This window comes from Pseudoduganella umbonata, from assembly GCF_014192225.1.
Classification (GTDB): Bacteria; Pseudomonadota; Gammaproteobacteria; order Burkholderiales; family Burkholderiaceae_D; genus Rugamonas; species Rugamonas umbonata.
In genome coordinates this window covers 290,586-310,134 of the sequence record NZ_JACHXS010000006.1, presented here as the reverse complement: position 1 = coordinate 310,134, position 19,549 = coordinate 290,586, and the positions used below count along the sequence as shown (strand labels likewise).

Here is a 19,549-nt window from a genome sequence, read left to right as displayed (position 1 = left end):
AGCAGGGGTTTCGCGGAGTACACTCCGCGCCTGCGCAGCGGTACTCCCGTGCACGGGAGTACTCCTTCCTGTCCCCGCCAGTCCGCGACCACCGCTCCAGTTGCCGGCCTCAATCAAGGGGACTGACCCCGGTTTCCCTGCATAGGATGTCGCAGATAGCAGTCGCGTTGCAGGGGGCGAAGCAGGGGTTTCGCGGAGTACACTCCGCGCCTGCGCAGCGGTACTCCCGTGCACGGGAGTACTCCTTCCTGTCCCCGCCAGTCCGCGACCACCGCCCCAGTTGCCGGCCTCAATCAAGGGGACTGACCCCGGTGTTGCTTGTGTAGCAGTGTTGCTGACAAAAACCGGGGTCAGTCCCCTTGATACGAGCCGACGACTGGAGGTATGCAGTATCGACTGGCGGGGACAGACCCCTGCCGCTCCACCGCCATTTGCGACATCTAACTTGCGCAACCCCGCGCCCATTTGTCAATGCGAATGATTCGCATTACAATAGCTGCCCACCACAACCCTCCCCAAGGCCCCATGAACAAACTGCTGCTCTCCCTCGCCCTCCTGGCCGCCCCGGCCGCCCACGCCCACCACGTCTGGCTGGAACAGGACGGCAAGACCGTCAAGCTGCAGTTCGGCGAGTTCGCCCTGAACCAGCGCGAAACCACGCCTGGCCTGCTGGACAAGTTCGTGGCCCCGGCCGCCACGCTGATCGGTGCCGCGGGCGAGCGCGCGCTGACGGCCGACAAGACCGCGAAAGGCTTCGTGCTGTCCGCCGTGCCGGCCGTCGGCGAATCGATCGTGGCCGAGGAAGCGAACTACCCGTCGTGGGATACCACCGAGAACGGCAAGGTCAGCACGCATGTGTGGATTCCCGCCGCGCGCCTGGTGACGAACTTCGCCGCACAGGCGCCGAAGCTGGCGCTGGACATCGTCCCGACCGGCAAGGCCGGGCAGTTCAAGGTGTTCTACAAAGGGCAGCCGCTGCCGAAGGTGGCGGTGAATGCCATCGTGCCGAGCGGCTGGGCCAAGGAAGCCACGACCGACGAACAGGGCGCGGTGCAGTTCGACCTGCCGTGGCGCGGCGTGTACGTGCTGGAGACGGAGCACACCGACAAGGCCGGCGGCGAGCGTGCCGGCAAGGCCTATGCGAGCGCCAGCTACGTGACGTCGCTGACGGTCAGCCAGCCGAAGGGCCTGGCCGCGCTGCCGGCCGGGCCGGTCATGGCACCCGAGGCGGCGCACTGATACCGATGCCGCGCCACCCTGCGCGGCTGCCTACTGGTCATAGCTGTGATGGAAAGGCCGGTACACGTCCGTGGCGCCGGCCGGCTTGCCGAACCAGCGCGCCAGCGGCGCCGGCCAGGCCGGCGAAACGGGGTAGAGCCGGAACGTGCCGGCGATCTCGGCGATGCCGGCGACCGGCAGCGCGACTTCCGGCTTCGTCAGCTTGTTGCCCAGGCTGCCGATCAGCGCATTGTGGCTGACGAGGATCCGCCCTCCTTCCCTTTCGACCGCCACGTCGCCGGCCGGCATCGCGACGACGAAGCCCGCGCCGGCGGCCGTCGTCAGCGCCGCCACTTCCGTTTCGCGGCGGTTGCCGCGGAAACGCAGGTCGGCCTCGTTCAGGTGGAACAGCCCGAACTCATTGAGCCGGTCCTTGCCGGGATAGCCGGCATGCGGCCCCTGGCCGATCCAGCGGAATTCGCCCAGGCTGGCCGGCGCGGCGATGGACAGTCCCGCCTCCGACAGCGTGCCCTTCGCATGATCCAGCCTGAACGCATACCGCACGGCGATGGCGCCATTGGCATCGATATCGAGCCGGTAGCCGCCCGCCAGCGCCTCGTCGTCGGCGCCGGGCTTCGGATAGCGTCCTGCCACCTCCACCTGCACGCCATTGCCCTCGCGCGTCAGGATGACCTTGGCCTGCTGCAGCGCCGTGAGCGCCGTGGCATGCCACAGCCCGCCCTCCTTGCCGTTCAGCTGTTCGGCCATCGTCGGCCGCCGGCCGGTATGCGGATACAGGCCCGCCACCAGCACGCGGCCATCGCGGTCGGTGATTGTCAGGTTGCCCGAATGGCGGCCCACCGTCAGGATCCATTGCGCCGCCGTGACCTTGAACTCCGCGTGCGTCTCGCCGACCCGGAGCGCTTCGCCAGCCGGCGATGCCAGTTCGCCGTCGAGCGCCCGGTGCAGGGATGCGGACGGCAGGTCCAGCCGGACCACCCGTTCGTTGACCTGCATGCCCGCCTCGTCGACGGCGCGCACTTCCAGCGCCAGCACGTCGCCGGCGGCGTCGGCGGGAATCTCGACCGGGATGCGCACCGTCTCCGTGCCGCGCGCCGGCGCCTTCGGCGCTGCCTTCCCTTGCTGGACCGCCTTGCCGTTGCGCCGCAGCGCCCAATGCAGCGTGATCCCGGCCAGCGAACGGAAATCGTGGCGGTTCTCGACCGTCAGCGCGACCAGCTGCCTGCCGGGGCGCACGGCGGCCTGGCGTTCGGCGATCTGCACCGGCGCATAGACCTTGCGCATCTGCCAGAAATCGGACTGCGGCGTGCGGTCCGCGTAGGTCACGCCATCGGCGCCGTCCAGCCCATGCGTGTCGAAGTACTGCTGTTCGTTCAGCCAAACCAGCTGGGTGGGCTTGCCGGTATCGACGGGCTGCGCGCTGTTGCGCAGGATGCCCTGGTCCATGAAATGCCAGATCGAGCCGCCGGCGAATACCGGGTGCTTCTGGATGATGTCCCATTGATCCTGGATGCGGTCGGTCGCCAGCCCCAGCGCGTGCGCATACTCGGTGAAGATGGTGGGCCGGTCCAGCTTTGCCGCGTAGTCGGCCATGCGCGCATTGGTCGGGTAATGGGGCGCATGGAGTTCGACCGAGGCGGGAATCTTCCCGTGGTTGGCGGCGAAGTAGCTGCCGATCTTCGGGATCGTCACCGGCCGGCTGGGATCGAGCGACTTGGCCAGCCGGGCCGCTTCCAGCTCGGCCTCGGTGATCGGGTTTTCATTGCCGATGCTCCAGACCAGCACCGACGGCCGGTTCTTGTCGCGCCCGATGGTCGGCGCCACGCGCGCCAGGATATTGGCGCGGTATTCCGGCTTTTCCAGGTTCTTCTCGCCGTGGCCGATCGACACTTCGTCCATCACGTACATGCCCAGTTCGTCGCACAGTTCCAGCAATCGCGGGTCCGGCGGGTAGTGCGACGTGCGCAGGTAGTTGACGTTGCCCTTCTTCATCAGTTCGATATCGCGCCGCATCTGCTCCACGGTGATGGCGCGGCCGTGGCGCGGCTCCAGGTCGTGGTGGTTCACGCCGCGCATCTTGATCGGCCGCCCGTTCAGCAGCAGCACGCCGTTGGCGATCGAGACTTCGCGCAGGCCCACGCGTTCCTCGATGACGTGCACCGGCTTGCCGCCCGCCGACACGGTGACCCGCAAGCGGTACAGCGACGGCGTCTCGGCGGTCCACAGGCTGGGTTTCGCCACGCGGATGGTGCCGGCATTACCCTGCTCCCCGCTGCGTGCAAGCGCCGCCTCGCCCGCCAGGCGGCCATCGGGCCCGTACAGTTGCGCGCGCACGTCGCCATCGGGACGGCTCAGCGCCACCGCCACCGTCAGTTCGGCCGCGCCGCCGGCGCCCAGCTTCGTGGTGGCGGCCAGGTCGCGCACGTGGGTTTCGGGCACCGAGAACAGCGTCACGTCCCGGTAGATGCCGGACAGCGACCAGTCGTCGTTCAGGTCGAACTCGAAGCCGTGCGGCCTGGTGGTGACGCGCACTGCCAGCACGTTGTCGCCGCCGTCGCGCAGCAGTTCGGTGACGTCGAAGGTATGCCGGTTGAACGCGCTGGCCGTCGATTCACCGGCCTTCGTGCCGTTCACCCACACTTCGTAGCCGAACGCCACGCCTTCGAAACGCAGGAAGGTACGCCGGCCCCGCCAGTCCGGCGGCACGGCGAACGTGCGGCGGTACAGGCCGAGGCCTTCCTTCAGTTCGTCGGCATACGACGGTTCGGCGAAGCCCTTCAGTTCCCAGTTGGCGGGAACGGCAATCGTGTCCCACCGCGCCACGTCGAACTGCGGCGCAACGAAGCCGGCGTCGCCGCCGGCCTCCAGGCCCGGCACGTAGCGGAAAGCCCAGTCGCCGTTCAGCGAGCGGATGAACGCAGGATCGCGCGGCGCATGCGCTTCGGCGGCGATGGCGGGCGTGCCGGCGAGTGTGTCGGAAAACGGCGTGGCGAGCAGGAAGACGAGCAGGAAGACGAGCAGGAAGGCGGGGACGGTGCGTTGGCGGGTGTTCATCGGCGGTCGAATGAAAGTGGCACGAGGACGCATATCTTGGCGGCTTTCGCCACGCCATGCGCCCTCGCCCGTCAATCACTCACGCCGATGATCGGCTGCGCGCGCCGGGCGGCTCGCGCTGCAACTGCCTGCACTCCTCGTCCGTAAACAGCCGCGAACGGGTGAGGAAACGCCGCCCGGTACCGTTATCGAGCGAGAACATGCCGCCGTTGCCGGCGACCACGTCGATGATCAGCTGCGTATGCTCCCAATACGCGAACTGCTCCATGCCCATGTAGAACGGCGCGCCATCCAGGTCGCCCAGGTGCACGTCGGTGTCGCTCAGGTTGAACTCTCCGTGCGGGTAGCACATCGGCGCGCTGCCGTCGCAGCAGCCGCCGGACTGGAAGAACATCAGCGCGCCGTGGCGCCGCCGCAGCTCGCCGATGAAGGCCAGCGCGGCGGGCGTCGCGGTCACGCGTGCGATCGAAGTCCCCATGGCAGCGGCGGCTTCAGAAGAAGCCCAGCGCCTTCGGGCTGTAGCTGACCAGCAGGTTCTTCGTCTGCTGGTAATGGTCGAGCATCATCTTGTGATTCTCGCGGCCGATGCCCGACTGCTTGTAGCCGCCGAACGCGGCGTGCGCCGGGTACAGGTGGTAGCAGTTGGTCCACACGCGGCCGGCCTGGATGGCCCGGCCGACGCGGAAGGCGCGGGCGCCGTCGCGCGTCCACAGGCCGGCGCCCAGGCCGTACAGCGTGTCGTTGGCGATGCGCAGCGCGTCGGCTTCGTCCTTGAAGGTCGTCACGGAGACGACGGGGCCGAAGATCTCCTCCTGGAAGATGCGCATTTTATTGTCGCCCTTGAACACGGTGGGCCGCACGTAGAAGCCGCCCGACAGGTCGCCCTCATGCACGGCCCGTTCGCCGCCGGCCAGCACCTCGGCGCCTTCCTGGCGGCCGATGTCGAGGTAGGACAGGATCTTCTCCAGCTGTTCCTGCGATGCCTGGGCACCGATCATCGTGTTCGCGTCGAGCGGATTGCCGGCCCGGATCTTCGCCACGCGCGCCAGCGCCCGTTCGATGAATTTCTCGTAGATCGATTCCTGCACCAGCACGCGCGACGGGCAGGTGCACACCTCGCCCTGGTTCAGCGCGAACATGGCGAAGCCTTCCAGGCACTTGTCGAAGAAATCGTCGTCGGCATCCATCACGTCGGCAAAGAAGATGTTCGGCGACTTGCCGCCCAGTTCCAGCGTGACGGGGATCAGGTTCTGCGCGGCGTACTGCATGATCAGCCGGCCGGTGGCGGTTTCGCCGGTAAACGCGATCTTGGCGATGCGCTTGGACGATGCCAGCGGCTTGCCCGCTTCCAGCCCGTAGCCGTTGACGATATTGAGCACGCCGGCCGGCAGCAGGTCGCCGACCAGTTCGGCCAGCACCATGATCGAGGCGGGGGTCTGCTCGGCCGGTTTCAGCACCACGCAGTTGCCGGCGGCCAGCGCGGGGGCTAGCTTCCATACCGCCATCAGGATCGGGAAGTTCCACGGAATGATCTGGCCGACGACGCCCAGCGGTTCGTGGAAGTGATAGGCGTAGGTTTCGTCGTCGATCGTCGAGATCGCGCCTTCCTGCGTGCGGATGCAGCTGGCGAAGTAGCGGAAATGATCGATGGCGAGCGGGATGTCGGCCGCTGTCGTTTCCCGGATCGGCTTGCCGTTGTCGATGGTCTCGGCGGTGGCCAGCAGCTCCAGGTTCTCCTCCATGCGGTCGGCGATGCGGTTCAGGATGTTGGCGCGTTCGGCCGGCGACGTCTTGCCCCACGCTTCGCGGGCCGCGTGGGCGGCATCGAGCGCCAGTTCGATGTCTTCGGCCGACGAGCGGGCCACCTCGCAGAACGGCTGGCCCGTGATCGGCGTGACGTTGGCGAAGTATTCGCCCTTCACCGGCACGGTGAAGCGGCCGCCGATGTAGTTGTCGTAGCGTTCGCGGAACGGGTTGGCAACGCCCAGTTTGCTGATGTCGGCAAGATTCATGTCGTCTCCTGTGCTTTCTCTGTGGAAGTAAGGGAACGCTTGCGCGTGATGCAGTGCCCGCAAGCGCCGCGGCGCCCTGTTTCCGGTCTGCCGCCGGCTGGACGTCACCGGACGATTATTCCACAACGGAGCAGCTCAACAATGCGGCGCGGTACATCGTGGTGCCGGCCCGACGGCTATGGGGCAGCGATCAGCCCAGGAGAACGTGCGCCACGGTGCGCGCCCCGATGCCGATGCAGCCGCCGAGGACGGCGGGCGCGCACACCTTCGCCACGCGCTTGCCGGCGGAAATCAGGATGGCCACGCCGGGAACGTCCATCGTGTGGATCAGCCAGCCCGCGCTCTGGTTGACCAGCGCAGCATGGGCGGTTCCCTCGCGGTGCATGTCGTCCAGCAGGCCGAACACCGCGGTGCCGCCGGCCAGCGCCTTGGTCAGCGTCAGCAGCACCAGGCTGGGATCGATGGCGGCGGCCTGCAGCAGCGGCGCGAGCAGGCCGGTGAGCCAGGCGAACAGCCCGACCCCGCGCAGGATGGTGATGGCGACCAGCGACAGCACCAGCATCGGGATCACGCCGACGGCGATCCTGAAGGCTTCCGCCCCCGCGCGGTTGATGACGTCGAGGATGCCCTTGCCGTCTTCGGCCACCGGATGCTTCAGCGTCTCGTCCATCGGTTTCTCGGCGCCGGACAGGCCGCGGCCGAAGCCGTAGTACGTCGCCGCGGCGGCGAGCAGGCCGCCGGCCAGCGATACCGCCAGCGCGAAGCCCAGACGCAGGTCCAGCGCGGCCATCGGGAACATCACGTTGGCCTGGCCCATGGCGAACACCATCGCCAGCGTGGCCGCCAGGTGGCGGTCGGACGCGCCGCGCTGTTCCATCATCGCCAGCGTGGCGATCGGCGCGGCGAAGCTGACAAAGCTGATCTGCAGCGCGGCGAAGACGCTCAGGCCCGTCAGGCCGACCGGCTTCAGCACGGGCGCCAGCCTTGCCACCACCCAGTCCATCACGCCGCGTGCTTCGAGCAGGCGCATCAGGCACAGCATGACGACCATGATGGGCAGCAGGATGAACAGCGACAGTTCGACGGCCGAGCGGCCCGCCTTCAGCACGATGTCGATCAGTTCCATGGCATGCGGGGAACGCTGGAAAGTGCGCGAGGTCCGCGCGTGCAAAAGCCGCGCGCGAAAACTTCGCGGCGCGGCACCACGACGCTTACGCCCTGGCGAGTTCGGCGTCGATCGCGGCCACCAGGCGCGGATCGTCGGCCGTGACGTCCGGCGCGAAGCGGCCGGCGACGTCGCCGTTGCGGCCAATGAGGAATTTCTCGAAGTTCCACAGCACGTCTTCCTTGCGTGCCGGGTGCACGCCGTACTGCGTGAGCTTTTCGCGGAACGGGCCGTCGCCGGTGGCTTCCGGCTGCGCCGCGACCAGTGCGGCATACAGCGGATGCTGCGTGTCGCCGAGCACGGAGATCTTTGAATACAGCGGGAACTTGACGTCGTAGTTCAGCGAGCAGAACGAACTGATCTCTTCGTCGCTGCCCGGTTCCTGGCCCTTGAAGTCGTTGGCGGGGAAGCCCAGCACTTCGAGGCCCTGCGCGCGCTTGTCCTGGTACAGCGCCTCGAGGCCCGCGTATTGCGGCGTCAGCCCGCACTTCGAGGCGACGTTGACGACCAGGAGCACCTTGCCGCGGTGCGCGGCCAGCGTGTCGTCGGTGCCGTCGATGCGTTTCAGGGGGATGTCGGCCAATGCTTCATGCGTTGCGGTCATGGAAGTCCTTTCGTTGTCTGAAAGGCCATTGTACCGGCGCACGCCGGCGCGTGCTTCAAGGCCAGTACTTCAGACGAACGGCCAGCCGAGAATGCGTTTCGCGTGCAGCACCGAGCGCAGCACGAGATAGCCGACCGCGCCGCCGAACACGAGCAGGCTGCGCAGGTCGCCCATGAACGCCAGCCAGAAACCGCCGACGGTGGCGGCGGCCACGGCCACCATCAGCCACGTTTCGATACTGAGGAAAAACGGCATCGCTGCGCGGCAGGCGCGCAGGACGAGGGCAATGGCTTCCCTGACGGTGGTGGCTTCGCTGTTCATGGTACGTGGTGGCTTCTGGACGGGACCCGACATCTTACGCGCAATCAACTAAATTGACTACTTTTGCATGGCGGAAGCGGCCACGATGTTGCGCGATGGCACCCGATACATGCCCGATCCGTGCGCCCGTCAGCGGGGCAGTTCCTCCGCCAGTTCGGCGGGTGCCCGCTCGCCGCCCGCCGACAGCAGGATGGTCTGGTTCGGGAACGCCAGGTCGATGCCGGCCGCCTCGAGGCGCTCGTAGATCGCCAGCAGCAGCGCTTCGCGGATGACGACCTGCACGTCGAACTCGCGCACGTCGATATAGGCGAACACGTCGATGTTGAAGGAGCGCTCGCCGATGCTGCCGAGCCGGGCCCGGGCGCCGTCGGCGATGTGTTCGTGCTCGGCCAGCACGCCCTGGACGATGGCGATCGCCTCCTTCAGCTTCGCCGACGGCGTGGCATGGTCGACGGCGATCACGGGATTGAACAGGAAGCGGTCGCGCGCGGCGAAGTTCTCGATCTGGCGGGCCGACAGGTCGCCGTTGGGAATCGTCACGACGGTGCGTTCGCCCGTGCGGATGCGCGTCGAGCGGATGCCCACGTCCTCGACGGTGCCGACCACGTCGCCGACCTTGATGAAGTCGCCCACCTGCAGCGGGCGGTCGGCGATCACGGTCACGCTGCCGACCAGGTTTTCCACCGTTTTCTGCGCGCCCAGCGCCAGCGCGATACCGCCGATGCCCAGCGCCGCGATGCCGGTCGTGACGTCGATGCCGAACGTGTCGAGGATGCCGATGCCGGAAAACAGCAGCAGCAGGACCTTGACGGTACGGCGCGCCAGCGTGATGACGGAAACGATCTGCCGCCGGCCGCGCCGCTGCATGCGCGTGATGGCCAGTTCGGCGACCGCGTCGACCAGCCGCAGGCCGAACCAGACCACGGCGATCACGGCGACGATGCCGGCGTAGCGCAGCAGGGTCTGGCGCGCAACGATGGCGACGGGTAGCCGGTCCGCCCAGTTATAGAAGATGCCGACAGCGATCAGGAGGCTCAGCGGCGGCAGCGCCGCCTCGACGAACCGGTACATGGCATTGGCCGCCGGATCGGCCACCAGCCGGCGCGCGGCCGCCACCAGCAGCGCCGCCAGCATCCACAGGCCGCCGAAGACCAGCACGCCGAGCCCCACCAGGATCGCCCAGTCCTTCAGCGGCGCGCCGGCAACGACGAATTCCTTCTCCTGCGCCGCCTGCTCCGCCTCCTGCGCGGCGGTCATGCGCCCGGTGGCGGCGGCGATCTGGGACAGCGTTTCCTTCGAGACGCGCCATACCTGCCGCTCGCCATCCTGGCCGCGCGTCAGCAGCACCGGCACCGCCTTGCCCTTCACGGTGATTTCGCCGATGGCTTCCTGGTCGATCGGCAGGTCGTCGTCGAGCGAGCCGCCGGCTTCGTTCGACAGCGCGGCAAAGGGCCGCAGCGAACCGCCATCGTCGAGCAGCGCATGGAAACCGCGCGCCTGGCCGATCGCCTGCATGCGCTGCCGGTTGCTGCTCACGGCGGGTATGTCGAAATACAGCGCGGCGCGGTCGTAGTCCAGCTCGGCAAGAGCCTCGATCAGGCCGGACACCATCGCGCGCGGCGTTTCGCGGCCCAGCGGGTCGGGCTGGATGACGACGGCGGTCGGTGCGGGAGGCTTGGCAAACAGGGCGTGGCCCGGAAGGCTGGCCAGCGAAAACAGCAGGAAAATCAGGCTACGGAAAATATAACGCATGCGTGGGACGCCTCCTTCGGCTACTACTTGTCAAGATGTAAAGTTTAACATCGTTGCCGGCAGGCAGCCGCACAGTTGCCAACTTGGAAACTTTACCAATGCTCAACAACTTGAGCAACCGTGGATTTTTCACATGCTAAGCTCGTGCGCTACGAGGAAACCACATGATCCGCAGAGAATTCATCGCCAGCGCGCTGGCCGCCATCGCCACCGCTTCGGCCTCCGCCCTTGCTGCGCCGCCGTCCGGTACCCGGCGCCCCAACATCATTTTCATCCTGGCCGACGACATGGGTTATGGCGACACGGCCGTGTATGGCCAGCGCCGCATCGCCACGCCCAATATCGACCGCCTGGCCAGGGAGGGCATGCGCTTCACGCAGGCCTATGCGGGCGCGCCGGTGTGCGGGCCGTCGCGCTGCTCGCTGATGACGGGCATGCACACGGGCCACGCGCGCATCCGCGACAACACGGCGCTGGCCGGCGGCAAGCTGGGCACGAAGGGAAAAGGCAAGCAGCTGTGGCGCCGCCCGAACCTGCTGCCGGAAGACAGGACGGTGGCGCAGTACCTGCGCGATGCAGGCTACCGCACGGGCCTGATGGGCAAATGGCACCTGGACGGCTTCGAGACGCAGGCCACGCCCATCCAGTTCGGTTTCGACGAGTTCAAGGGCTGGCTGACGCCGCTGGAGACCACCCACGGCTACTGGCCGGCGCAGCGCATGCACGGCGACACGCTCGTCGATATCCCCGAGAACGCGAACGGCAAGCGCGGCCGCTACGACACCGCGATGATCACCGGCGATTCGATCGATTTCATCGAACGGCACAAATCGCATCCGTTCTTCCTGTACGCCGCCTACAACAGTCCCCATTCACCGTTCACCGCGCCCGACTTCGGCCCGTATGCCGACCGGGCTGGCTGGTCGGACGATGAAAAGACCTATGCGGCGATGATCCACTATCTCGACCTCGGCATCGGCCAGCTGCTCGACAAGCTGGCCGCCTCAAGCCTCGACAGGGATACGGTGGTCTTCTTCGCTTCGGACAACGGGCCGCGCTCGGAACCGACGACGCAGCAGACCCGGGTCGCCGACTTCTTCGATTCGAACGGCGGCCTCACCGGCTACAAGCGCGACATGTACGAAGGCGGCATCCGCACGCCGTGGATCGTGCGCTGGCCGGGCAAGGTCGCCGCCGGCGCCGTCACCGACGTGCCGGTGTACTTCCCCGACTTCCTGCCCACCGCGCTCGACCTGGCCGGCGCGCCGCGCGAGAAAAGCGATGGCGTGAGCCTGAAGCCGTTCCTGGCCGATGCGCAGCGCTCCGGTGAACAGCGCTTCCTGTACTGGGAGTTCTACGACCCGGAGTTCCGCCAGGTGGCGCGCTGGGGCAAGTGGAAGGCGCTGCGCATGAAGCGCGGCGGGCCGCTGGAACTGTACGACCTGGAACGCGATCCGAAGGAAAGCAGGAACATCGCCGACCGGCATCCGGACATCGTGAAGCTGATGGCCGACGGCATGGCGCGCGAACACGTGGCTTCCGTCGAATACCCGGACCCGGCGCCCGAACCCGTCAAGGGCTAGTTCACGCGACCGGCCTGGCGCAGCGGAAGCCGATGTTCGAGGCCGCGCTGTCCGGCGTGTTCATGGTGCGCGCGGCGGGCCGGTAGCGGTTGCAGTACGACGCGTGGCACAGGAAGGAACCGCCCTTCATCACGCGCGCGGTGCCGCGATCCAGACCTTCAGGGCCTTGCGGATCCCGGGCCGGCGCGGCGCTGAATCCGGTGCTCCAGAAGTCCGCGCACCACTCCCAGGTATTGCCGGTGACCGAATACAGGCCATGGCCGTTGGGCGGAAACGCGTCGACCGGGCTGGTGCCGGTGAAGCCGTCGTCGCCCGTATCCAGCACCGGGAACTCGCCCTGCCACACATTGCACAGGTGCCGGCCCTGCGGCGCCAGCTCGTCGCCCCACGGGTACAGCTTCTGTTCAAGGCCGCCGCGGGCGGCATATTCCCACTGCGCCTCGGTCGGCAGGGTCGCCCCGCTCCACGCCGCATAGGCCATCGCGTCGTTCCAGGAAACGTGCACCACCGGATGCGCCATGCGGGTGTCGATCGACGAACCGGGGCCCTCCGGCGTGCGCCACGCGGCGCCCCGCACCAGGCACCACCAGGGCGCCGCCGCCAGCGTATCCTCGACCACTTCCCCGTAGCGTTCGTCCGGGATCTGCCCCTGGAACACGAACGAGGTGCCGAAGCGCTCGGCCTCGGTGACGTAGCCGGTGGCGTTGACGAACACGGCGAAATCGGCGTTCGTCACCGGATGGGCATCGATCCAGAACGGCGAGAGCGAGACCGGCCGCACCGGGCCTTCGCCGTCGCCCGGATTGGCGCCGGCGTAATCGGTTCCCATCAGGAAAGTGGCGGCCGGCAGCAGGACCGCGGCGCGCCGCGGTGCCGCCATAGTGGAAGGCGACGGCGATGATGGCGGCTCCGCTATCGCCGCAGCACTGGTGCCGGCGCGCGATGCGGCGCAGCAGGGTTTCACGGGCGCGGCGGGAGTCGTGGGCTTGGTCGTCATGCGCGGTCGGCTACGAAGGCAAAACCCGAGTATAAGGGCGGCACGCTTCCCTTACTACAGACGGTCCGCGCATGGTAATGTGCCGGCATCGTCATCAGCCCGCGACCGCCCATGCCCAGCCATCCAGTATCGACCTCGCTAGCCACTTCCCTGTTGACCTCTTTCTGGACCTGCCTCGCCGTGATGGCGCCGGCTGCCGCGCAGCAGGCTCCGGTCCCGGCCCCGGACCTGCCGCTGTGGGAAGTCGGCGTGTTCGGCGGCGCAGCTTCCACGCCGGCGTATCCCGGCGCGGACGATCGCTCCGCGCGCGGGCTCGTGCTGCCGCTGGTGATCTACCGCGGCAAGATCATCCGCGCCGACCGTTCCGGCGTCAGCGCGCGCCTGATCAACAGCGACCGCGTGGAACTCGATCTGGGCTTCGCCCTGTCGCTGCCGGCTCGTTCCGACGACGTGGAAGCACGCGAGGGCATGCCGGATTTGAACTCGCTGCTGGAGTTCGGGCCGCGCCTGAAAGTGCTGCTGGCGGAACCTTCGCCGAACAGCCGCCTGCGGCTGGAACTGCCGCTGCGCATGCCGCTGGAATTGAGGAATGGCTTCGAGCGCCGCGGCCTCGTGTTCGAACCGCGGATGGTGTTCGAGACCGGCGACGGCACCGGCAAGTGGCAGGCCGACGCCACCGTGGGTGCGGTGTTCGGCAATGCGCGGCTGAACGCGTATTTCTATGACGTGGCGCCGCAATATGCGACCGCCGCGCGCCCGGAGTACCAGGCCTCGGGCGGCCTGTTGATGACGCGGCTGGGCCTGAGCCTGTCGCGGCGGCTGACGCCGGACTGGCGCGTGTTCGGATTCACCCGCTACGACAACCACAGCCACGCGGCCAACCGCGACAGTCCGCTGTTCCGCAAGACCAGCGGGGTGTCGGTGGGCGCCGGATTCACGTGGACGATCCACCGGTCCGCGGCGCGGGCCTGGGAATGAGCACTGCGCGCCAGTTGACGCCATACGGCAACGCATGCGCCGCCTCATCGAAGCCATCGCGCGAGACAGGCAGCCTATAACTCTTCCTCGACGATCGCGCCGGGCGCCGGCTTTGGGGCGGTCTTCGGCATTTCGCCGACGCGCTGGATGCGCAGCGCCATGTATGGCTTGCCCGGCAGCCTGATGACCCGGCTGTCCACGTCGGCCACGCGGTAGCGGGGCGGCTCGCCGATCTCGAACGTGTCCGGCACGGGCGTGACCGTCATGTTCCACGTGTCGATGATGTCGGCCCTGAACTTCATCCCCTTGCGCAAGGCCTTGACGGGCAGGACGAACGGGAATTCGGTGGGCCTGTCGTCGCCGAAATAGTAAAGATAGTATTCGCCGGCCTGGCCGGCGGCGTTCATCACGAACAGTTGGTCGATCGGCGCCAGGCCGCCCTTCGGACCGGTTTCGACGATCTTGCGCAGGAAGCCGATGCGTTCCGGGCTGGTGCCCGCCAGGTGGCCGCCGCCGGCGATCCAGCCGCGCGCCTTGCCCGAGTCCAGCACCTCGCCGTGGGTCGCATAGGCGCCGCCGACCAGCGCGACCCAGAAGCGGCGCGTCAGCTCCTCGCCCGACAGCTGCCCCCAGCGGCTGGGCGAATTGCCCTCGTAGTTGATCTCGTCGTGCACGATGGGCTTGCGGTACATGTCGCGCAGCATCGGCGATACGCCGAACACCTTGACGGCGTTGTAGTACTGCAGGCTGACGTGCGTGACCCACGGCTTGTTGTAGTCGTAGATGCGGTCGGCGTTGTGGATCGAGCGCAGGTGGTTGTACGGGTCGTACTTCCGCACGATCTGGAAGTAGCGGTCGAAATCCTCGTCCGTCAGGTGCCGGATGTAGCTGTTCTCGTTGGCCAGGCTCCACCAGATGTTCTGGAACGCGGCGAAGCGCGCCACCATGTAGCGCACGAAGCGCTGGTTGACCGCGTCGCTGGTCGTGTCGAAGCCCCATTGGCCCTTGTCGTACGGCCGGAACAGGATCAGGTCGACCTGGATGCCCAGGTCCGACAGCCGCTTCACGTCGCGCTCCAGGCTGCGGAAGTACGCGGGATTGAAGCGCGAGAAGTCGAAGTTGTCGCGCGCCGTGCCGACGAACGGGAAGTCGGTCAGCTTGCCGGGACCGTCGAGGTAGCCGGGCTTGTACGGCGGCACGGCCAGCATGCGCGCCTTGTTGAACGGCGCCTTCTTCAGCGTGGCCAGCGTTTCCAGCTTCTGCGCTTCGGGCTGGAACGCCCACTCGTAGATCGTGGTGCCGAACGGCAGGAACGGCGTGCCGTCCGCATGCGCGAAGTGATGCGTGTTGGCCACGCGGACCGGCCCCCTGTTCGCCCCCTTCACGACGGTGAACGCCCCCTTCTTGCCGTCCAGGTCCGGATGGTTGCTGTGCGTGACATAGGTCCACTGCCCCGCGCTGGGCGGCATGAAGCGCACGCGGTAGGTGCCGTCGCCGTCGTAGAAGCCCTCCGGCGTGAAGCTTTCGCCGCCCCGCGTGAAGGTGGCGGTCAGTTCCAGGTCGATGAACGGATTGCCGGCGTCCTTGCCTTTCAGGACGACTTCATGCACGCCGTATTGTTCCACGCGCTCCTGGGCGGCGGCGGGCGCGCACAGGGTCCATGCGAACAGCAGCGATGCCAGGAGGCAAGTGAGCCGATGAGCAAGCCGATGAGCGGACAAGCGGGTGCTCGTCCGTACGTGCCCGTGCGTTGCCGAGCCCGGCGGGAATGGTCGTGCCATGCCGTGGATGTCTCCGTTTTATCGTTCAGCAGCAGGTTGTCTGATGACCTTGCCACCGTAGCAGAGCCATGCACCGAACTCAAGCGCCGACGCGCGACGATCAACGGCGTGATCGATCAGGGCCGGGCAGCGTGCCAATCATGCGTGCCGGCTATGCGCGCGCATTGATGGCCAGCTGCGCGGCAAACGCGCGCCGGTAGGCCTGCCGGGCTTCGCCGCGGGCGACGTAGGCGGCCAGGTTCGGATACTCGTCCAGGATGCCCGACGACCTCGACCTGAGCAGCACCGACACCATCATCAGGTCGCCGGCACTGAACGGGCCGTCGAGCCATTCGGCGTCGCCCAGGCGGCTGGAAAGCAGGTCCAGGCGGTCGCGCACCCTTGCCTCGACCATCGGCAGGCGCTCGGCGTACCAGGGCTGGTCGCGTTCCAGCAGCGTGACGGTGGACAGTTCGAGGATCGGCGGTTCCACGGTATTGAGCGCGGCGAACAGCCAGGCGATCGCGCGGGCCCGCGCATTGGCGTGGTGCGGCAGCAGCCCCGCGTGGCGTTCGACGATGTGCAGCACGATCGCACCGGACTCGAACAGCACGAGATTGCCTTCCTCGTAGGTGGGGATCTGGCCGAACGGATGCTGCGCCAGGTGGGCCGGCTGCTTCATCGCCTGGTTGGCCACCAGGCGGACCTTGTACGGTTGCCCGGTTTCCTCCAGCGCCCAGCGCACGCGCATGTCCCGCGCGAGTCCTTTGCCGCCGTCGGGCGAATGTTCGAAGGCGGTAATGGTAATGGTCATCATGCGTCTCCTCGTCGGCAAACCGGCCAGCGGGCGGGCGCCGGTGCCGGACTGCTACCGGCCCGGACCGGCAACCCGCACCAGCCGTTCGACGACGAGTATAAATGAGAGTGCGGCCCGCCCGATTGGCCCTGCGTTGCCGTTGCGGGACAGCGCACGATTGAACCGCCGCTAAACGGACTGGTGTCGGACACCGGCTGTTCGGTGTCGGACACCGGTTTTCACGCATTTCCATTGCCGCGCCTGCCGCGAATTCAGAACACTACGCCTTCACCTCCGCCGCCTTGCCGCCTGCCGCCGCGTAACGCTGGGCAAGCACGGCGCAGGCCATCAGCTGCAACTGGTGGAACAGCATCAGCGGCAGGATCACGCCGCCCAGTGCGCCGCCGGCGAACAGCACCTTGGCCATGGGCACGCCGCTGGCGAGGCTTTTCTTGGAGCCGCAGAACACGATGGCGATGCGGTCGGCCCGGCCGAAGCCGAGCCGGCGGCCCAGCCACGCGGTGGTGCCCAGCACCAGGGCCAGCAGCACCGCGTTCACCAGCAGCAGTCCCGCCAGCGCGCCGGGCGTCAGGCGCGTCCATACGCCCTGCACCACGGCTTCGCTGAAGGCTGTATAGACCACCAGCAGGATGGCGCCCTGGTCGACGGCGCGTGCCAGTTTCTGGTGGCGCGCCACCCATGGGCCGATCCAGCGCCGGGCGACCTGGCCGGCGGCAAACGGCAGCAGCAGCTGGAGCGCGATCTTCAGCGCGGCGTCGCCCATCCCGCCGCCGCCGGCGTGGCCCGCCACGAACAGTCCGACCAGCAGCGGCGTGAGGGCGATGCCCAGCAGGTTGGAGGCGGACGCGCTGCAGATGGCCGCCGGCACGTTGCCGCGCGCGGCCGCCGTGAATGCGATCGACGACTGCACGGTGGACGGCAGCATGCACAGGAACAGGATGCCGACGTACAGTTCCGGCGTCATCAATGGTTCGAGCGCCGGCCGCAGCGCCAGGCCCAGCACCGGAAACAGCAGGAAGGTGCACAGCAGTACCGTCAGGTGCAGGCGCCAGTGCACGATGCCCGCCACCACCGCCTCGCGCGGCAGCCGCGCGCCGTGCAGGAAGAACAGCAGGCAGATGGCGGCATGGGTGACGTGGCCGAACGCTTGCGCGGCCGCGCCGCTGCACGGCAGGAGGCTGGCGACGGCAACGGTAGCCAGCATGGCCAGCGTGAAGCGGTCGAGCTTGAAGCGGTCGAAGTTTGGACGTGGCAGCTTCATGTCAGGCTCCGGCGCAGGCGCCGTCGGCGCGCGGATCGGTGGCCCCTTCGATCATGCCGTTCGGATGGAAGGCCACGGCGCCGGCATGGCCCATCATGTCCTCCCAGGCACCCACCACTTCCAGCTCGTGGCCGCTGGCCGCGAGCTGCCCGATCACTTCCGGTGCCACGCGCGACTCCACCTTCAGGTTAGTGGACGCGGCGCCCCACGTGCGGCCCAGCAGCCAGCGGGGCGCGTCGATGGCGGCCTGCATGTCCTGCCCGAACAGCACGTGGCGCGTGAAGAAGGCCGCCTGCGTCTGCGGCTGCCCTTCCCCGCCCATCGTGCCGTAGGCCAGCGTGCGGCCGTCGGCCAGCCGCGCGAGCGCCGGGTTGAGGGTATGGAACGGCAGCCGGCCCGGTCCCAGTGCATTTGGTCCGTCCTCCAGCGTGAAGCTGGCGCCCCGGTTCTGCCACAGCACGCCCGTATCGCCGGCCACCACGCCGCTGCCGAATTCCCAGAAGATGCTCTGGATGTAGCTGACCACCCGGCCATCGCGGTCGGCCGCGCCCAGCCACACGGTGTCGCCCGGCTTCGCCGGATGGGGCCACGGCGCGGCGCGCGCCATGTCGATCGACGCCGCCTCCCGCGCTAAATCGGATTCGCGCAGCCAGTCGGCCGGATCGAACGGCATGCGGCCGGGGTCGCCCACGTGGGCATTGCGCAGGATGAAGGCGCGCTTGGTCGCCTCCACCAGGCCATGCACGTGCTCACGCCCCTCGGCACGCGCCACCTCCAGCCGGTCGAACAGCGCCAGGATCATCAGCGAGGACACACCCTGCGTGGGCGGCGGCAGGTTGTACACGCGGCCCGCGCGCAGCTGCACGCTCAGCGGCGCCAGCGACCGTGCGCGGTAAGCCTCCAGGTCGGCCAGGCGCAGCGGGCTACCCACCCGCTCCAGGCCGGACGCCAGCGCGCGCGCCACGTCGCCCCGGTAGAAATCGTCCAGTCCCGCCTCGGCCAGGCGCGCCAGCGTGGCGGCCAGCGCTTCCTGCCGCTGGATCGCGTGCAGGGCGGGCGGACCGTCTGGCGCATACGTGGCGGCGTAGCCCGGCTGCGCCTCCAGCTCGGCCTTTTTCGACAGTGCCAGCGCGGCCTGCGACGCGGTGACGGGAACGCCGTTGCGGGCGTGCGCAATGGCGTCTTCCAGCAGGCGCGACAGCGGCATACGGCCGCCGGCGGCGCGGGCGTGGCGCAGCGCCTCGTCCCAGCCGCCGATCGCGCCTGCCACCGTCAGCGCGGCACGCGGGCCGCGCGTGGGGATGGCCGTGTCGCCGTGCGCCGCGTAGAAATGCGTATCGGCCAGGCCGGCGGCCGGGCCGCAGGCGCGGATGGCCACCGGTTCGCGCCCCGGCTCGGCGATCAGCCAGAAGCCGTCGCCGCCGATGCCGTTCATGTGGGGATAGACGACGGCGATGGCGGCGGCCGCCGCGACCATCGCCTCGATCGCATTGCCGCCCTCGCGCAGCACGGCGGCGCCGGCCTGCGCGGCCAGGTGGTGCGGCGCGGTGACCATGCCGCCGGTACAGGTTCGGCTACGCAGCATGATGGGCCTCCGCTTGCCGGGCCTGCGGCGCTTCGATCACGGAAACATGGGCGGCGACGATGCGCCAGCCCTGCTCCGTGCGCAGCCAGGTGTGGCTTTGCCGCCCGACTGTTGCCGAACCCTCGCGGCTAAATTCCGTGTTCGCCGTGGCGAAATCGTGGCCATAGGTCGTGATGACGGTGTGGCGCAGGCTGCGCGCCAGCCCCGCCGCCGGCCGCCCCTTGCGGAATGCCTGGATGGCCGCATGGCCGTGCAGGTTCTCGGCGGCGCCATAGCGGATCGTGTGTTCGCTGTGCCAGAACAGGTCGTCCAGCGTGGCGAGGTCGTTGCCCGTCAGCGCCAGCTCGTAGCGGGCGAAGGCCGCCGCGACTTCGGCGTGGACGGCGGGCAGGTTGATAGCGTGTTCCATGAAATCCTTTGG

The 19,549-nt window shown here is 68.1% G+C and carries 16 protein-coding genes; 3 read left to right on the top strand and 13 right to left on the bottom strand.

What is annotated here, in order from left to right; all coding sequences use genetic code 11:
* Positions 1-525 precede the first annotated feature (525 nt).
* A complete protein-coding gene (locus FHS02_RS17535; RefSeq protein WP_137313674.1) occupies positions 526-1,239 on the top strand; it encodes a DUF4198 domain-containing protein in 714 nt (237 codons plus the stop codon).
* Positions 1,240-1,269: 30 nt separating this feature from the next.
* Here FHS02_RS17535 and FHS02_RS17530 read toward each other — a convergent pair whose 3' ends face one another.
* The 7 genes from FHS02_RS17530 to FHS02_RS17500 all read right to left on the bottom strand — a co-directional run bounded on the left by FHS02_RS17530 (position 1,270) and on the right by FHS02_RS17500 (position 10,147).
* Positions 1,270-4,293, bottom strand: coding sequence for a glycoside hydrolase family 2 TIM barrel-domain containing protein (locus tag FHS02_RS17530; RefSeq protein WP_175424787.1), 3,024 nt, complete (start codon positions 4,291-4,293; stop codon positions 1,270-1,272).
* A gap of 79 nt (positions 4,294-4,372) precedes the next feature.
* A complete protein-coding gene (locus FHS02_RS17525) occupies positions 4,373-4,771 on the bottom strand; it encodes a DUF779 domain-containing protein (protein WP_137313676.1) in 399 nt (132 codons plus the stop codon).
* A 13-nt stretch (positions 4,772-4,784) separates the two neighbouring features.
* Positions 4,785-6,305: an aldehyde dehydrogenase gene (adh, locus tag FHS02_RS17520; protein WP_137313677.1), complete on the bottom strand. Its 1,521-nt coding sequence runs from the start codon at positions 6,303-6,305 to the stop codon at positions 4,785-4,787.
* 190 nt (positions 6,306-6,495) lie between these two features.
* The gene (locus tag FHS02_RS17515; protein ID WP_137313678.1) at positions 6,496-7,431 is read right to left on the bottom strand and encodes a nucleoside recognition domain-containing protein; all 936 of its coding nucleotides are present in this window, start codon (positions 7,429-7,431) and stop codon (positions 6,496-6,498) included.
* An 85-nt stretch (positions 7,432-7,516) separates the two neighbouring features.
* A complete protein-coding gene (locus FHS02_RS17510; RefSeq protein WP_137313679.1) occupies positions 7,517-8,074 on the bottom strand; it encodes a glutathione peroxidase in 558 nt (185 codons plus the stop codon).
* Positions 8,075-8,143: 69 nt separating this feature from the next.
* Entirely contained in the window at positions 8,144-8,395 is a 252-nt protein-coding gene (locus FHS02_RS17505; protein WP_137313680.1) for a hypothetical protein, read from the bottom strand.
* A 129-nt stretch (positions 8,396-8,524) separates the two neighbouring features.
* On the bottom strand, positions 8,525-10,147 hold the full coding sequence (locus FHS02_RS17500) for a mechanosensitive ion channel family protein (RefSeq protein WP_137313681.1): 1,623 nt from the start codon (positions 10,145-10,147) through the stop codon (positions 8,525-8,527).
* 164 nt (positions 10,148-10,311) lie between these two features.
* On the opposite strand from FHS02_RS17500, the gene FHS02_RS17495 reads away from it, so the two are divergent.
* The gene (locus tag FHS02_RS17495) at positions 10,312-11,730 is read left to right on the top strand and encodes an arylsulfatase (protein ID WP_137313682.1); all 1,419 of its coding nucleotides are present in this window, start codon (positions 10,312-10,314) and stop codon (positions 11,728-11,730) included.
* Position 11,731: 1 nt separating this feature from the next.
* Here the strand turns inward: FHS02_RS17495 and FHS02_RS17490 are convergent, their stop codons facing one another.
* Positions 11,732-12,727: a formylglycine-generating enzyme family protein gene (locus FHS02_RS17490; protein ID WP_217496926.1), complete on the bottom strand. Its 996-nt coding sequence runs from the start codon at positions 12,725-12,727 to the stop codon at positions 11,732-11,734.
* A gap of 111 nt (positions 12,728-12,838) precedes the next feature.
* On the opposite strand from FHS02_RS17490, the gene FHS02_RS17485 reads away from it, so the two are divergent.
* Positions 12,839-13,705: a MipA/OmpV family protein gene (locus FHS02_RS17485; RefSeq protein WP_137313683.1), complete on the top strand. Its 867-nt coding sequence runs from the start codon at positions 12,839-12,841 to the stop codon at positions 13,703-13,705.
* 74 nt (positions 13,706-13,779) lie between these two features.
* On the opposite strand, the gene FHS02_RS17480 is transcribed toward FHS02_RS17485, so the two are convergent.
* The 5 genes from FHS02_RS17480 to hpxZ form a co-directional block, all read right to left on the bottom strand.
* Positions 13,780-15,426, bottom strand: coding sequence for a DUF5060 domain-containing protein (locus tag FHS02_RS17480; RefSeq protein WP_175424788.1), 1,647 nt, complete (start codon positions 15,424-15,426; stop codon positions 13,780-13,782).
* A 211-nt stretch (positions 15,427-15,637) separates the two neighbouring features.
* Positions 15,638-16,279 (bottom strand): glutathione S-transferase family protein, encoded by a 642-nt coding sequence (locus tag FHS02_RS17475; RefSeq protein ID WP_137317376.1) that lies wholly within the window; start codon positions 16,277-16,279, stop codon positions 15,638-15,640.
* A gap of 262 nt (positions 16,280-16,541) precedes the next feature.
* Positions 16,542-17,537, bottom strand: a complete 996-nt coding sequence (locus tag FHS02_RS17470) for a bile acid:sodium symporter family protein (protein WP_371861479.1) — start codon at positions 17,535-17,537, stop codon at positions 16,542-16,544.
* 7 nt (positions 17,538-17,544) lie between these two features.
* Positions 17,545-19,128: a gamma-glutamyltransferase family protein gene (locus FHS02_RS17465; RefSeq protein WP_137313686.1), complete on the bottom strand. Its 1,584-nt coding sequence runs from the start codon at positions 19,126-19,128 to the stop codon at positions 17,545-17,547.
* Positions 19,118-19,537: an oxalurate catabolism protein HpxZ gene (gene hpxZ, locus FHS02_RS17460; protein WP_137313687.1), complete on the bottom strand. Its 420-nt coding sequence runs from the start codon at positions 19,535-19,537 to the stop codon at positions 19,118-19,120. The genes FHS02_RS17465 and hpxZ overlap by 11 nt, the downstream gene beginning before the upstream one ends.
* Between the last annotated feature and the right edge of the window lie 12 nt (positions 19,538-19,549).

Bases quoted from the DNA above. Each gene is read 5' to 3' on its own strand.
- FHS02_RS17535 (WP_137313674.1), top strand. From the start codon at position 526: ATGAACAAACTGCTGCTCTCCCTCGCCCTCCTGGCCGCCCCGGCCGCC.
- FHS02_RS17530 (WP_175424787.1), bottom strand. From the start codon at position 4,293: ATGAACACCCGCCAACGCACCGTCCCCGCCTTCCTGCTCGTCTTCCTG.
- FHS02_RS17525 (WP_137313676.1), bottom strand. From the start codon at position 4,771: ATGGGGACTTCGATCGCACGCGTGACCGCGACGCCCGCCGCGCTGGCC.
- adh (WP_137313677.1), bottom strand. From the start codon at position 6,305: ATGAATCTTGCCGACATCAGCAAACTGGGCGTTGCCAACCCGTTCCGC.
- FHS02_RS17515 (WP_137313678.1), bottom strand. From the start codon at position 7,431: ATGGAACTGATCGACATCGTGCTGAAGGCGGGCCGCTCGGCCGTCGAA.
- FHS02_RS17510 (WP_137313679.1), bottom strand. From the start codon at position 8,074: ATGACCGCAACGCATGAAGCATTGGCCGACATCCCCCTGAAACGCATC.
- FHS02_RS17505 (WP_137313680.1), bottom strand. From the start codon at position 8,395: ATGAACAGCGAAGCCACCACCGTCAGGGAAGCCATTGCCCTCGTCCTG.
- FHS02_RS17500 (WP_137313681.1), bottom strand. From the start codon at position 10,147: ATGCGTTATATTTTCCGTAGCCTGATTTTCCTGCTGTTTTCGCTGGCC.
- FHS02_RS17495 (WP_137313682.1), top strand. From the start codon at position 10,312: ATGATCCGCAGAGAATTCATCGCCAGCGCGCTGGCCGCCATCGCCACC.
- FHS02_RS17490 (WP_217496926.1), bottom strand. From the start codon at position 12,727: ATGACGACCAAGCCCACGACTCCCGCCGCGCCCGTGAAACCCTGCTGC.
- FHS02_RS17485 (WP_137313683.1), top strand. From the start codon at position 12,839: ATGCCCAGCCATCCAGTATCGACCTCGCTAGCCACTTCCCTGTTGACC.
- FHS02_RS17475 (WP_137317376.1), bottom strand. From the start codon at position 16,279: ATGACCATTACCATTACCGCCTTCGAACATTCGCCCGACGGCGGCAAA.
- FHS02_RS17465 (WP_137313686.1), bottom strand. From the start codon at position 19,128: ATGCTGCGTAGCCGAACCTGTACCGGCGGCATGGTCACCGCGCCGCAC.
- hpxZ (WP_137313687.1), bottom strand. From the start codon at position 19,537: ATGGAACACGCTATCAACCTGCCCGCCGTCCACGCCGAAGTCGCGGCG.